The organism is Elstera cyanobacteriorum (assembly GCF_002251735.1).
Classification (GTDB): Bacteria; Pseudomonadota; Alphaproteobacteria; order Elsterales; family Elsteraceae; genus Elstera; species Elstera cyanobacteriorum.
In genome coordinates, this window is the sequence record NZ_NOXS01000031.1 from 250,621 (window position 1) to 265,061 (window position 14,441).

At 63.3% G+C, this 14,441-nt stretch carries 10 protein-coding genes; 8 read left to right on the forward strand and 2 right to left on the reverse strand.

Features of this window, described 5'->3' with window-relative positions; all coding sequences use genetic code 11:
• Positions 1-55: 55 nt before the first annotated feature.
• On the reverse strand, positions 56-808 hold the full coding sequence (locus tag CHR90_RS08545; RefSeq protein WP_094408561.1) for a response regulator: 753 nt from the start codon (positions 806-808) through the stop codon (positions 56-58).
• A complete protein-coding gene (locus CHR90_RS08550; RefSeq protein ID WP_141210909.1) occupies positions 805-3,537 on the reverse strand; it encodes an ATP-binding protein in 2,733 nt (910 codons plus the stop codon). The genes CHR90_RS08545 and CHR90_RS08550 overlap by 4 nt, the downstream gene beginning before the upstream one ends.
• A 170-nt stretch (positions 3,538-3,707) precedes the next feature.
• On the opposite strand from CHR90_RS08550, the gene CHR90_RS08555 reads away from it, so the two are divergent.
• The 8 genes from CHR90_RS08555 to CHR90_RS08590 all read left to right on the forward strand — a co-directional run bounded on the left by CHR90_RS08555 (position 3,708) and on the right by CHR90_RS08590 (position 14,388).
• Entirely contained in the window at positions 3,708-4,742 is a 1,035-nt protein-coding gene (locus CHR90_RS08555) for an ABC transporter substrate-binding protein (RefSeq protein ID WP_094408563.1), read from the forward strand.
• 125 nt (positions 4,743-4,867) lie between these two features.
• Positions 4,868-7,102 carry an ABC transporter permease gene (locus CHR90_RS08560; protein ID WP_094408564.1) on the forward strand — a complete coding sequence of 745 codons (2,235 nt, stop codon included), beginning with the start codon at positions 4,868-4,870 and terminating at the stop codon, positions 7,100-7,102.
• Complete coding sequence (locus tag CHR90_RS08565) at positions 7,099-8,175, forward strand: ABC transporter ATP-binding protein (RefSeq protein ID WP_094408565.1); 1,077 nt, start codon at positions 7,099-7,101, stop codon at positions 8,173-8,175. The genes CHR90_RS08560 and CHR90_RS08565 overlap by 4 nt, the downstream gene beginning before the upstream one ends.
• A gap of 27 nt (positions 8,176-8,202) precedes the next feature.
• On the forward strand, positions 8,203-10,230 hold the full coding sequence (locus CHR90_RS08570; protein ID WP_094408566.1) for a methyl-accepting chemotaxis protein: 2,028 nt from the start codon (positions 8,203-8,205) through the stop codon (positions 10,228-10,230).
• 58 nt (positions 10,231-10,288) lie between these two features.
• On the forward strand, positions 10,289-11,173 hold the full coding sequence (locus CHR90_RS08575) for a LysR family transcriptional regulator (protein WP_094408567.1): 885 nt from the start codon (positions 10,289-10,291) through the stop codon (positions 11,171-11,173).
• 184 nt (positions 11,174-11,357) lie between these two features.
• A complete protein-coding gene (locus tag CHR90_RS08580) occupies positions 11,358-12,137 on the forward strand; it encodes a putative hydro-lyase (protein ID WP_094408568.1) in 780 nt (259 codons plus the stop codon).
• 104 nt (positions 12,138-12,241) lie between these two features.
• Entirely contained in the window at positions 12,242-13,489 is a 1,248-nt protein-coding gene (locus tag CHR90_RS08585; protein ID WP_094408569.1) for an ABC transporter substrate-binding protein, read from the forward strand.
• A gap of 20 nt (positions 13,490-13,509) precedes the next feature.
• Entirely contained in the window at positions 13,510-14,388 is an 879-nt protein-coding gene (locus CHR90_RS08590; RefSeq protein WP_094408570.1) for a branched-chain amino acid ABC transporter permease, read from the forward strand.
• Positions 14,389-14,441: the final 53 nt, after the last annotated feature.

Consider the following 14,441-nt stretch of genomic DNA (forward strand, 5'->3'; position numbering starts at 1 on the left):
CCCTCGTCCCCGTAAGCATACAGACTGCGCGCAGGGGGATCGGAAAGACAAGCGCTTAACCGATGGGAGTCGGTTGCGTCGCGAACAGATAACCGATGCCGCGTTCGGTGCGAATAAACGCCGGCTGCTGCGGGTTGGCCTCGATCTTGCGGCGTAGGCGCAGAATAGTGACGTCGATCGACCGTTCGAACACGGCATCGCTGGTCCGCCCGCAGCGGCGCAGGATTTCTTGACGGCTTAGCACCTCGCCGTGGCTTTCGACCAGCACGGTCAGAAGCTCGAATTCCGTCGTGCTCAGGTCGGCGATAGCGCCATTGGGCTGCACAAGGCGGCGCAGAGCAAGGTCGAGCGTCCAACCGGCAAAGTGATAGCCCTTTTGCGTCGGGGCGGCGGTGGGGATGGGCGGCGGCGGCGGCGCGGCTTGGGCACGGCGGGTGACGGCCTTGATCCGCGCCAACAGCTCGCGCGGATTGAAGGGTTTAACGACATAATCATCCGCCCCCAGTTCCAGCCCAACGATCCGATCCACATCGGCGCCGCGCCCGGTCAGCATGATGATCGGTACCGGCGATTGCGCGCGGATTTGGGCCGCGAGGGCAAAGCCGTCTTCATCGGGCAAACCAAGGTCGAGCAGGATCAGATCGACCGGCGCGCGGCTCAGCAGCGCGCGCAGGGCGGCGCCGCTGGGGCAGGGGTGGACCTGATACTCCTCTCGCCCGAGGAAATCCCCGAGACTATCGGCAACCAGCGGGTCGTCTTCGACAAGCGCGATATGCAGGCGTGGGCGGGCGGCGGAAGGGGCGGTCATCGGCGTCCGGCTCCTGTAGCAGCGAGGGCCTGGGTTAGGCTGGGGAGGGTGAACGGTTTGCGCAGGACCGGCAGTGCGGCTAGCGCCGGATCGAGACCCGCCTGCGGGCTGGGGTCATAGCCCGTGCAGACCAGGACCGGCAAGTCTGGCCGGGCGGCGCGGGCAGTGCGAATGATGGTCCAGCCGCTCTGCGCGTCGCCAAGCAACAGATCGGTCAGCAGCAAATCGACGGGGGTTGCCGCGAGATGGGCCAGGGCCTCCGCCTCCGTCGCACAGGCGGTGACGCGGTGGCCGAGGTGCGTCAGCATATCGCCCAAAGCTTCGCGCACGGCGGTATCGTCATCGACCAGCAGAATGGCGAGCGGCGGCACCATGGGTTCGGGCGCTGGGTGCGCGGCGGCCAAAGGTTCGACCGGCTTACGGCGCGGCAGAAATAGGCTAACGCGGGTGCCGCGCCCCGGTTCGCTGGCAATGCGCACGTCGCCGCCGCTCTGGCCGATGAAGCCATAAACCATGCTGAGACCCAAGCCGGTGCCGCCGCCGGGCGGTTTGGTGGTGAAAAACGGGTCGGCGGCGCGGGCCATCACATCCGGCGTCATGCCGCTGCCAGTATCCTCCACCGCCAAACAGACCCAGGGATCGGCGGGGCCAAGATCGTCGGGTGCCTGAATGCGGGTGCTGAGGGTGATACTCCCCCCTTCCGGCAGGGCGTCGCGCGCGTTCAGCACCAGATTGACCAACGCGCTTTCGAGCTGTCCCGCATCGACCAGCGTATGTCCGACGGCGGGGTCGAGGTCGAGATGGATGCGAATATCCGGCCCGACCGATAGCTCCAGAAACTCGCTGATGCCGTGGATCAGATCGTTGACCGCCAGCAGTTCCGGTTGCAGGGCCTGATTGCGGGCGAAGACCAGCAGGCGGGCAATCATCGCTGCGCCCCGTTCGGCGGCTTCCAGCGCCCGGCGCAGACGTGGCGGCGGGGCCTCGGCCTCCTGATCGGCCAGCAAGTGCAGGTTGGTTAGAATCGCGGTCAGGAAATTATTGAAGTCATGGGCGATGACTCCGGTAAAACGGCCAATCGCCTCCATCTTCTGCGCTTGCCGCAACTGCCGTTCGATGGAACGGCGCTCGGTCACATCCATGCAGGCCAGAATGGCGAAATCACCCCGGGGCAACGGGGTCCAATGCACTTCGACAATCGGTTCACCCGGGCCGCCATCGGCGCGCGGGCCGGGGAAGGTGAATTCCCAGCGGCCAGGGGCTTGCGCCGGGTGCGTCAGAATATCGTCGGCCAGGATCAACTGCCGCCCGGCATTGCACAGCCGCGCCGAACGATCAATTGCAGCGGCAAGCAGGCCGCGCCAATCGTCCCCCTCTTGCGGCGGTTCCGGCAGGTGCAGCAGGGCGGCCAAGCGGGGATTGGCGTGCAGCAACCGGCCGCCGGGGGTGAAGATCGCCAACCCTTCATCGAGATTATCGAACAGCGCGCGGACGAGGCGGCTTTGCTCGGTCACTTTTTCCAGCAGTTCCACCCGCTCTTGCGCCTGATCGCGGAAGACGCTGAAGGCGCGGGCGAGGCGGCCGATTTCATCGGTGCGGCTGACGGCGGGAACGGGGGTGTCGCGGTCACCACTGGCAAGGCGTGCCATCGCCGCCGTGATCGCATGCAGCCGATGGGCGAGGCGCCGGACCAGGGTAAAACAGGCGAAGGCGGCCAAGCTGGCGCAGCCCGCCCCCAGCAGCAGCATACTGATTTTGGAGGAACGCTGAGCGGTGATCGCGGCGGCGCTATCGGCCCGGGCGCGCGCCTGGACGCTTTGGGTGAGGGCGGAAACCTGCTCAATCAGCGCGGCGGACTGCCGGGCGGTGCGGGCCAGGGTTCCGCCCATCGTCTGTTCGGCCAGCAGCATTTCCCGCCGAAGATCGAAAATCTCGGTATGGGTGCTGGTCAGCGCGCCGAAGGCTTTCTCCAGCGTTTCTGCCGGGAACCCGAGGTCGAGCAGCCGCGCGACGCGCCCGGTCAGCGCGACGGAGGAAGTAACATAGGCGGCCTCCGCCTGTTCGATATCGTTGAGGTGATCAACAGCGAAGGCGGATAGGGTGGCATTGACCAGCCGCGCCGCTTCCTCCGCCGCCAGCCCCAGCGCCAGGACGGCGGCGGCGGGATCGGCGGCGGTGGCGGGGCCGCGCAGCCCACTGGCCGATTGCACCAGCTTGGTTTGCCAGAGCGCCAGATTGCTTTTGGCGCTGGTGTAAAGATCCTTTTGTTGCAGCATCCGGATGCGCAGATCGAGGATGGTGCGGCGGGCGCGGACAAGGCTGCGCAACTCCCCGGCCACATCCTGCGCCGTGCCAGAAATCCGGTCCCGCCACGGGCCGGATGGGGTGGGGCTTGCGCTGTCGGCAGCGAAAAACCCTTCAAGGCTGCGGCGCAAATCGCCCTCGCGCTCCGACAGTTCGTCGGCGATCCGGGCGAGCGGCGGGGCGGCGTCCGCCGTCACGATGACCGGGGCAATGGCGGCCAGCCCAGCGCTGGCATCGGCTAGGGCGACGGCGGCGCTCATCACCGGCATGGCCTGCTGCGACAGTTGATCGGTCACCCGTTCCGCCTGGGTCAGCGCCACCCAACCGATGGCGGCGATGGCGAGCGTCAATAGGCTCGATCCCATGAAGGCGACCAGCAGCTTCGTGCGCACGCTCCACCCGGTGGCGGTTCCCAAGAAAGGCACGGGTTTCCCCTCCGTCTTTGCTTCGGCCTGACGCCGATTTTCCCTCTGCCATGATTACGCCTGAATCAGGATTGACGCGAGTAAAAATAAAGTTCAAATATAAATCATCAAGTTTACTTTATTTCACATGAAGTAACACTTGTAACATAAGAAATATTGGAGGATAGGCAATGAGCGGTTTAGCGAAACTCTCGGCGGTTGCGGCGCTTCTCGGGTCCAGTCTTTTTGTTTCCACGGGGGCACATGCCCAGGGTGCCTTGACCGTTTACTGTGGTGTGCAGGAAGAATGGTGTCAGGCCATGTCGGTCGCCTTTCAGCGCGCAACGGGCGTTCAGGTGGCGCTGACGCGCAAGAGCGCCGGGGAAACCCTGGCCCAGGTGCGCGCCGAAGCCAGCAACCCGAAGGCCGATATTTGGTGGGGCGGGCCAGGCGATCCCCAGTTGCAGGCGTCGGAAGAAGGGCTGCTCGCGGCCTATGAGTCGCCGAACCTTAAGGATTTGCACCCCTGGGCCGTGAGCCAGTTCAAGCAGTCGAAGGGCCGTAGCGTCGGCATTTATGCCGGGGCGCTGGGGTTCATTTATAATACCGACGAGCTGAAGAAACGGAAAATCGCCGCGCCGAAGTGCTGGTCTGATCTGCTGAAGCCGGAATTCAAAGGCGAAGTGCAGACCGCCAATCCCAATTCTTCCGGCACCGCCTATACCTCTCTGGCAACGCTGGTGCAACTTTTCGGCGAAGAGGATGGCTTCAGCTATATGAAGAAGCTGCACCCGCAGGTGAACCAATATACGAAATCCGGCATTGCCCCGGCCAATGCGACGGCGCGCGGCGAAACCTTGGTCGGGCTGATCTTCATCCACGATGGCGTGACCCAGAAGATCAACGGTTTTCCGGTCGATGTTGCTACCCCCTGCGAAGGCACGGGGTATGAAATCGGCTCGATGGCGATCATCAACGGGGCCAAAAACCTCGATAATGCTAAAAAATGGTATGACTGGGCGCTAACCCCGGACGCCCAGGCCATCGCGGGCCAGAATAAAAGCTATCAGGTGCCGTCGAACAAGAAATCGCCGATCCCGGCCGAAGCGCCGCGCCTCGCCGATATTCGTCTGATCGACTATAATTTCCAAAAGTACGGTACCGCCGACGAGCGAAAGCGCCTGCTGACCCGCTGGGATAACGACATCCGCGCGTCCTCCAACTAACCCCATCGCGGGGGAGCGGCATTCGGCGGTTTCCTGTTATCCGCCTGAATGCCCCGTTGCGGATACTTGCGCGCGGCGGCGTTTGATAGTCGCACGCGCGCCTTTTCTCTCTCAGGAGCAATCAAATGCGGCGACCGGTCGGCTTTTGGCTGATCACCGGATGGCTATGCTATGCGGTGATCCCCTGGTACGCAGGGCAGGCCTGGGGCGTGCCTTTTTTCCTCTCTGCCGGGCCTGATGCGGGCGTCGGCCCGGCCCTCTGGGCTGGGCTTGCCCAAGGGCGCTGGTGGCTGGTGCCGATTGGCGCCGCCTTGGCTTTCGCGACGGCGGCGACGCTCTGGCCACTGCCCAATCCGGGGAATGATCCGGCGCGGGCGGCGGTGCACCGGGCTTGGCGCGGCCTCGGTCTCGCCCTCGGAGGGGCGTTCGGTCTGGCGGCGTTGCTGGCCCAAGGGTTCGGCATCGGTCTGCGCGGTTGGACATTTTCCGCCGGGGAAGCCCTGTTCGGTATCGTTGACGCCCAAACCGGCATCGGCCTTGGCGCCTGGGGCACTGGGCTTGCGCTGCTGTTTCTGCTGACCTATGGGTTGGCCGACCGGGGTGCCTTCAAGGGCGATGGGTTCACCGCTGGCGCCGTGGGGCTTGCCGTCGCGGGGATCGGTGTTTTCGTCTTCCTGCCCGTTTTCTATGTGCTGGCCGCTGCGGTCGTTGGGACCAAGGGGGATTTCTCCTTCCTCGCCTTCCTCGACCGGCTGACTACCCGCTCGATCTGGAGCCTTGATTGCGTCGTCGGCGGGCGCCGCTGCGGAGTGGTGTGGAACTCCTTGCTGCTGGCGGTTTTGACGGGCTTCTGCACGACGCTGCTCGGCCTTGGCTTTGCCTTGGTAGCCGTGCGCACCGGCTTTCGCGCCAAAAAGCTGCTGCGGCTGTTGACCGTGTTGCCGATCATCACGCCGCCTTTCGTGATCGGTCTAGCGCTGATCTTGCTGTTCGGGCGCAACGGGATTGTGACCTCGATGGTTTCAACCCTCTTTGATATTCCGCCGTCGCGCTGGATTTATGGGCTACCCGGCGTGCTGCTAACCCAAGTGCTGGCCTTTACCCCCATCGCTTTTCTGGTCATGATCGGGGTGGTGCAGGGCGTCAGCCCGTCGGTGGAAGAAGCGGCGCAAACCCTGCGCGCCGGGCGCTGGCAGACCTTCCGCACGGTGACGTTACCGTTAATCCGCCCTGGCCTCGCCAATGCTTTCCTGATCGGGTTCATCGAAAGCCTAGCTGATTTCGGCAATCCGCTGATCCTGGGCGGGAATTTCGACGTGCTCTCGACCAAGATTTTCTTCTCGGTCGTCGGCGCGCAGAACGATCCCGGCATGGCGGCGACCCTGGGGATTATTCTGCTCACCCTCTGCCTAACCGCGTTCTTCGTGCAGCGGCTGTGGCTCGGCAAGAAGTCCTATACCAGCGTCGGCGGAAAGGGCGACGGCGGCCAGCATGCGCTGCTGCCGCGCCGGGTCTCGCGCCTCGCCTATGCCGTGGTGCTGCCCTGGGCTGGGTTTACGGCAATTCTCTATGGCATGATCCTGTATGGCGGCTTTGTTGAAACCTGGGGCCGCAATCACACGCTGACCCTGCGCCATTACGCGACGGCGTTTAGCGCGGAATGGGTCAACGGCGGGATTCTTTGGACGGGGCGGGCCTGGGCGTCCTTGTTCACCACGCTCGAAATCTCCGCCCTTGCCGCGCCGATCACGGCGGCGGTGGGGCTGCTGACCGCCTATCTGCTGGTCCGCCAGCGCTTTACAGGGCGGGGGGCGTTTGAATTTGCGACCATGCTGAGCTTTGCCATTCCCGGCACTGTCATCGGCATCAGCTATATTATGGCCTTCAACCAGCCGCCGATTGAACTGACGGGCGGCTTTGCAATCCTGATCATCTGCTTTGTCTTCCGCAACATGCCGGTCGCCATCCGCGCCGGGATTGCCGCGATGAGCCAGATCGACCGCAGCCTCGATGAATGTTCCCAGACGCTGGGGGCCAGCAGCGCCACCACGTTGCGCCGGGTGATCCTGCCGCTGCTGCGCCCGGCCATCGTCGCCTCGCTGGTCTATAGTTTCGTTCGCGCCATTACCTCGATCAGCGCCGTCATCTTCCTAGTCTCGGCGAAATACGAGCTGGCGACCGCCTATATCGTCGGGCGGGTGGAGCAAGGGGATTTCGGCCTCGCCGTTGCCTATTGCTCGGCCCTGATCGTGCTGATGGCAGTGGCCATCGGCGTCATCCAACTCCTCGTCGGCGAGCGGCGCATCGGCCGCCGCCCCATCGCCGCCCCCGTGCCCCAAGCTGTGGAGAAAACCGTATGAGCCCCCTTACCACGCGCCCGGCGGGCGTCGAATTCCGCACCGTCACCCGCGCCTATGGGCCGGTCAAAGCGGTCGATAGCGTTTCCTTCACCATTGCGCCCGGCACGCTGGTCACGCTGCTCGGCCCGTCCGGCTGCGGCAAGACGACGACCCTGCGCATGATCGCCGGGCTAGAGTTTCCGACCGATGGGCAAATTCTCATTGGCGGTAAGGATGTAACCCGCCTGCATGCGACCGAACGCGATGTGACGATGGTGTTCCAGTCCTATGCGCTATTCCCGCATATGAGCGTGATCCAGAATGTGTCCTACGGTCTCACGCTCGGGCGGTTGCCGAAGGCGGAGATCGAGGCGAAGGCGAAGGAAGGGCTGCGCCTCGTCGGCCTTGCAGGCTATGAAAACCGCCTACCGTCAGAGCTTTCGGGCGGGCAGCAGCAGCGCGTCGCCGTGGCCCGCGCTCTGGTGTTGGAGCCGGAAGTGCTGCTGTTCGACGAACCACTGTCGAACCTTGACGCCAAGCTGCGCCGCAAGATGCGCGACGATATCCGCGATCTTCAGCAGTCGCTGGGCCTCACCTCCGTCTATGTCACCCACGATCAGGAAGAGGCCTTGGCAGTTTCTGACCGGGTGATCGTCATGAACCGCTCTGTGATTGCCCAGGAAGGCACGCCGACCGATCTGTACGAGCGGCCGGTGAACCGCTTCGTTGCCGACTTCATCGGTGGGGCAAATCTCTTGAACGCCGAACTTTTGGCGCGGACGGATGAGGAACAGGGACAGGTGCGCCTCGGCGATCTGAGCCTGACCCTGCCGCACCGCGATCTTGCCCCCGGCGGGGTGACCCTGGCTGTGCGCCCCCATGCCATCCGGGTTTCCGCGCAACCGGGGCCGAATTCCGCCCCGGCAGAGGTTAAGAAGGCCACCTATCTCGGGTCGCACATCGAATATCACCTTAGCAGCGCCTTCGGCGATTTGTTTGCCGTTGGCGGTGATCTGATGCAGGCGCTGCCCGCCGGGGCGACGGCCCATATCAGTCTGGCCGAGCGCGGCGTAACGCTGCTGCCCGGCGCCTGACGCAGCACAGGGGGAGGGAGCGGTGTCATGGCTACAAAAACGGGGTTCTTCGCAGGGGTAAGGGCGAAACTCTATCTGTCGCTGCTGCTGATCGTGGCGCTCACGGTGGCGGCGAGCGCTACCGGTCTGATCGCTTTCGGGCGGATCGAACAGAGTCTGGCACGGATTACCGACCGTGCTTTGCCGGTCACGGTGCTGGCCCAAGATGTGGCCGTGCGCAGCGGCGCTATCGTTGCGCTCGCCCCACAGCTTGCCGCCACCCGGCGGCAGATGGAGCGGGGGGAGACGATTTCTGATCTGGAGGAGCAGGGCCGTTTGCTAGACGAAGCGATGGCGCGGCTCGATCCCTTCGGCTTTCCGCTCGGCGGCCTACGGAAGGCCCGGGCCGATCTGGCAGCAGCCTTGAGCGATCTCGACGCCACGGTCGAAACCCGCTTGCAAACCCAGCCGCGCCGGCTGGCCCTTTCGGCAGATTTGGCGCGACGGGGAGAGGGGTTGAAAGACACCCTGTCCCCCGCCGAAACCCTGGCGGATGATCAAAAGGCCCGACGCCTCGCCCTGCGCGCAACGGTGGCCGAAGCGCGGGCGCTGTTGGTTCAGGCGCTGGAAGCCGCCGATCCGCGCGACGTGGGGCAGGCCAAACGGGGCTATCCCGATGCCGTTACCGCCGTGCGGACAGCGGCGGCAGAGATTGCTGATGCTTCGGTCGCCGAACAGGTTGAGGCATTTCTGAAAATCGGCGAGGGGGCGCAGGGCCTGTTCGCCGTGCGGCAGACCGAGCTTGACGCCGCCCAACGGATCCCCGATCAACTGGCCGCCGTTCGGCAAGCGGCGGCGGCGATTTCCGCCGCCGTCACGGCCCTGGTCAACGCCGTCAACGATCAAGCCTCTGCCGAAGCGGGGGCGGTTGCGCAGGTGCTGGGGGAAAGTTTCCGCACCCTGGTGTGGGTCGCGGCGGTTAGCCTAGTGCTGGCCCTTATCATTGCCTGGCTTATCGTGCATCGCACCCTGCTGCGGCGGCTCGACCGGTTGGTGGTTGCGACGGAACGGATCGCGGGCGGCGATCTTGGCGCCGATATCCGCGTGGCCGGGCGCGATGAACTGGCCCGCATGGCCGATGCGCTGGCGGTCTTCCGCCGCAATGCCCAAGACGTGCGCGATCTGAATGCCCAGGCAGAGGATGAGCGCCGCCATGCCGGGGACCGTCGCCGCGCCGACCGGCTGTCGCTGGCCGATAGTTTCCGCGACCGGGTGCAGGGGATTCTGGCGGCGGTGACCGAGGATATTCGGCAGGTAACCGATCTATCGGCAGGGCTAAGCGAGACGGCGGGAACCGTGAGCGGGCAAATGCAGGGGCTGATGGGGCGGGTGCGCGCCATCAATAGCAATATTCAAGCGGTGGCCGGGGCGGCGGCCCAGCTTTCCGGCGCGATCCAGCAGGTGGAAGGCCGGGTCATCCAAGCCCAGGGCGTGGCGGAAACTGCGGTGCGGATTGCAGGCGAAGCCAATGCCCAGGTAACCGAAAGCCTGACCGCAGCGCAGCGTATCGGCGAGGCGAGCCGGTTGATCGAGGATATTGCCGCCCGCACCAATCTTTTGGCGCTGAATGCGACCATCGAGGCGGCGCGGGCGGGCGAAGCAGGCCGGGGCTTTGCCGTCGTGGCGGGCGAGGTGAAAACCCTCGCCAATCAAACCGCGACCTCCACCCACGAAATCGCCGGACAAATTGCCGAAGTGCGCCGGGCGGCGACAGGAACGGCAGAGGCGATGCGGTCGATGGATGGGGTTGTTGCCGATCTCAACAGCCTTACCCAAGCGATGGCCACCGCCTTGCAGGAGCAGGGGCAAGCGACCGGCGATATTGCTCGCCGCATGGCCGATGCGGCGGACGAAACCCATCGGGTGGTCGCGGTTGTCGATGACGTTGGTAAAGCCGGGGAGGGCGCCGCGTCCGCCGCCGCCGCCGCACAAGCCGCCAGCGGCGTTATTCAACGCAGCGCGGCAACCTTAGGGGTGGCGGTCGAGCAATATCTCGAAGACCTGCGCGCGGTTTAGCGTTTGCACCCGTGCCCCCATCGTCTAGCTTGACCGAACGCTGGACGATGGGGCTACCGTGATCGATTTTCGTAATCTCGAAACTTTCTTTTGGGTCGCCAAGCTCGGCAGTTTTCGCGGCACGGCGGAAAAGCTGCACACGACCCAGCCCGCGATTTCCGCGCGCATTGCCCAGCTTGAGGATAATCTGCAAATCCGCCTGCTGAACCGCGAGGGGCGGCGCCCGACCCTGACGGTCAAGGGCGTCGAGCTGCTGGATTACGTCGAACGGCTGCTGGCTTTGCGCGATGAAATGGTTATGGCCGTGACCGACCCGAGCGCCTTGAAAGGCATGGTGCGCCTGGGGTTGTCAGAAACCATCGTTCATACGTGGCTGCCCCGGCTGGTCAAGGAAGTCTATCAGCGGCACCCGCAAATCACGCTCGAAATCTCCGTCGATGTGTCGGTCAATCTGCGCGATGCCTTGCTGGAAGGGCAGCTTGACCTTGCCTTGCTGCTGGGGCCGATCAGCGCGCCGAATGTGACCAATCTGCCGCTCTGTACCTACCCAATCGCCTGGCTGGCCGCGCCCGATCTGGTGAACACCAATGCGCCGCTGTCGCTGGAAGACCTTGCGCAATGGCCGATCATTACCTACGCCCGCGCCTCGCGGCCCTATCATCAGGTGATCGAGCTGTTCAAGCGCAATAATATTCCCGGGGTGCGGGTCTTCGGCAATAGTTCGCTCTCGTCGATCGTCCGCATGACGATGGATTCGATCGGCATCAGCGCGATTCCGCCGACCGTGGTGCAAGAGGAACTGGCGGCGGGGAAATTGCGGATTCTGCCTACGAAAACGGCACTGCCCGATCTGATGTTTACCGCGACTTACGTTAATACGCCCGATAACTCCTTGGCGGTCTTGGTAGCGGCCATCGCGCAGCAGGTGGCGGAGACTGTCTAAAAAGGCAGCAAGGCTGACTATTTAATCAGCGGTCTTTGTTTCGGTTTCACTTTAAACCGCACCTAAACGCAAGTTTTTCTGCTTACTGATAAAAATCATTTATCAAAAACCGTCGAAAAAATAAATTGGACGAATGGGCCTCGCGGATGGCTTCATAAAATTGTCACCGCAGAGGAATCTTGACATGACTGATGTCCAGACAATGTCCGACGCCGCCTCGGTGCGAAAACTGATCCGGTCGGGAGTGATCTCCGGCCATACATCGGGTTTTGCGCCGGGTTATAGTCAGGGAAATGTGGTTATTCTGCCGCAAAAATTTGCCGACGACTTTCGCGAATTCTGTAAACTCAATCCGAAATCCTGCCCTGTTCTTGCCGAATCGAAGCCGGGTGATCCGCGTTTGCCCAGCTTGGGCGCGGGGATCGATATCCGCCACGATCTGCCGCGCTACCGGCTGTTTCATCACGGCGCGCTGACCGGCGAGGCGACGGATATTGCCGATGTCTGGCGCGACGACCTCGTGACCTTCGTCATCGGCTGTTCCTTTACCTTCGAAGCGCCACTGATTGCCGCCGGTATTCCGCTGCGGCATGTGGCGCAAAAGCGCAATGTGGCGATGTATCGGACGAATATTCCGACGACGCCGGCTGGCCCGTTCGCGGGGCCGATGGTTGTCTCCATGCGCCCGCTGAAACCGGCGGACGCCCTGCGCGCTATCGAGATTACCAACCGTTTCCCGGATATGCACGGCGGCCCGGTGCATTTCGGGTTTCCCGAGCAGATTGGGATTACCGACATCGCCACGCCCGATTACGGCGATGCGGTGGCGATTGAAGACGGCGAAGTGCCGGTCTTTTGGGCCTGCGGGGTAACGCCGCAGACCGTGATCCAGGCCGCCCGCCCCGAGTTCTGCATCACCCACTCCCCCGGGTGCATGCTGATCACCGACCTGCGGCACGCGTAATCCCGCCCTAGCACGGCTGATCCCCCACCCGTGCTAGGGCGTGCGCCGCCGCAGGTCGGTTCCTTTCCCCCACGATAAGACGATAAAAAACGGAGGCTTATGTCATGGTGAATGTGAAGACTCTTTTGGCATCGGCGGCTTTGTCCGCTGCATTGGCGCTTCCCGCCTATGCCCAGGTTTCGGAAGTCGTGATCGGCGTCATCGAACCCATGTCGGGCGCGGGCGCCCAGACCGGGATCGACGCCAAGGCGGCGATGGAAACCGCACTCGACATCATTAATGAAGATATTGATATCGGCCTGCCGCTTGGGCCGGGCGCCGGTCTACCGAAACTCGGCGGCGCCAAGATCAAACTGGTGTTCGCCGACCATCAGGCCGACCCGCAAAAGGGCCGCGCCGAAGCCGAACGCCTGATTACCGAAAACAAAGTGTCGGCCATCATCGGCGCCTATCATAGCGCGGTGGCTGCCGTCGTCAGCCAGGTTGCCGAACGCTATCAAGTGCCGTTCCTGGCCGCCGATTCATCTTCGCCCAGCCTGCACCGCCGGAACCTAAAATGGTTCTTCCGCACCTCGGCCCACGATGAAATGTTCTCCCAAGCCATGTTCGATTTCTATAAGGACATGAAGGAAAAGAAGAATATCACCGTCGATCAAGTGGCGATGTTCTATGAAGATACGATCTTCGGCACCGACAGCTCCAATATTCAGCGCAAGCTGGCGGGCGAACGCGGCATTAAGGTTGCGGGCGATATTAAGTATCGCGCCAACAGCCCCTCGCTGACCTCGGAAGTGCAGCAGCTCAAATCCTCCGGCGCACCGGTGCTGATGCCGTCGAGCTATACGACCGACGCGATCCTGCTGCTGAAAACGATGGGCGAGCTTGGCTATAAGCCGCAAGGCATCGTTGCCCAGGCGGCGGGGTTTGCCGAACAGGCCTTCTTGCAAGCCGTTGGCGATAAGGCGGAAGGCATCATCAGCCGCTCCAGCTTCTCGCTCGATCTGTCGGAAAAGCGCCCGATGGTCGCCAAGGTCAATGAAATGTATAAGAAGCGCAGCGGCAAAGACCTGAACGATAATAGCGCCCGCCAGTTGATGGCGGTGTTGGTGATGGCTGATGCGATCGACCGCGCCGGGTCGATCAAGAACGAAGACATTCGTGGCGCCCTGCAAAAGACCGATATTCCGGGCGACAAGACGATCATGCCGTGGGCCAATGTGCGCTTTGACGAAAACGGTCAGAATACTGGCGCCACCCCCGTGCTGATCCAGGTGCAGGACGGCGTTTACCGCTCCGTCTGGCCGTTCGAAACCGCTAGCCGCCCGGTCGTTTGGCCGATCCCGGCCCGCTAATCGGCGCCCGAGACTAGGCCATGACGATATCCGCCATTGCCCAGCTCGTGGCCAGCGGCCTCTTGATCGGTTTGATCTACGCCCTGATCGCGGCGGGCTTGTCCCTGATCTTCGGATTGATGGACGTTGTGAATTTCGCCCACGGCGAATTTTTGATGACGTCCATGTATGTCACTTTCGGATTGTACCTGTTCTTACAGCTCGATCCGATCCTGCTCATGCCGGCGACGGCCCTGGTGATGGCGGCCTTCGGGATCTTCATCTATCGAACCGTCGTCAAACGCGCCCTGGCCGCCAAGGTAAACGCCGGGATGGTGCAGATTTTTGCAACCTTCGGGCTTGCGATCACCATGCGCGGTCTGGCGCAGCTTTTCTGGACGCCGGAGTACCGCAGCATCAAGGACAGCGTGGTCGCCGATAAGACGATCTCGATTGCCGGGGTGTTTCTGCCGGTGCCGCAGCTTGCGGCGGGCGTGGTCTGCCTGCTCGCCTTCCTGGCGCTCTATCTTCTGATCCAGCGCACCGATTTTGGCCGCGCCTTGGAAGCGACCCGCGAGGATAGCGAGGCCGTCAGCCTGATCGGTATCGACCGCCACAAGATTTTCGCGCTCGGCTGGGCGTTGGGGGCGGCGGCGGTCGGCGTTGCCGGGGCGATGCTGGCGACCTTCTACTACGTTCATCCGGGGGTCGGGGCGACCTTCGCGCTCATCGCCTATGTGACGGTCGCGACCGGCGGCTTCGGCAATCTTCTGGGGGCGTTAGCCGCCGGGTTGCTGGTTGGTCTGGTCGAATCCGTCTCGGCGGTGGTGCTGGAACCCGCGCTCAAGCAGCTCGGTATCTTCGCCCTCTATCTCCTCACCGTTCTCCTGCGTCCGCGAGGCCTCTTTGGCAAACTCTAACCTTTGGAGGTCGCTCGACCTTCGCCACCGCCATCTCGCCGCGGGCGCGGTTT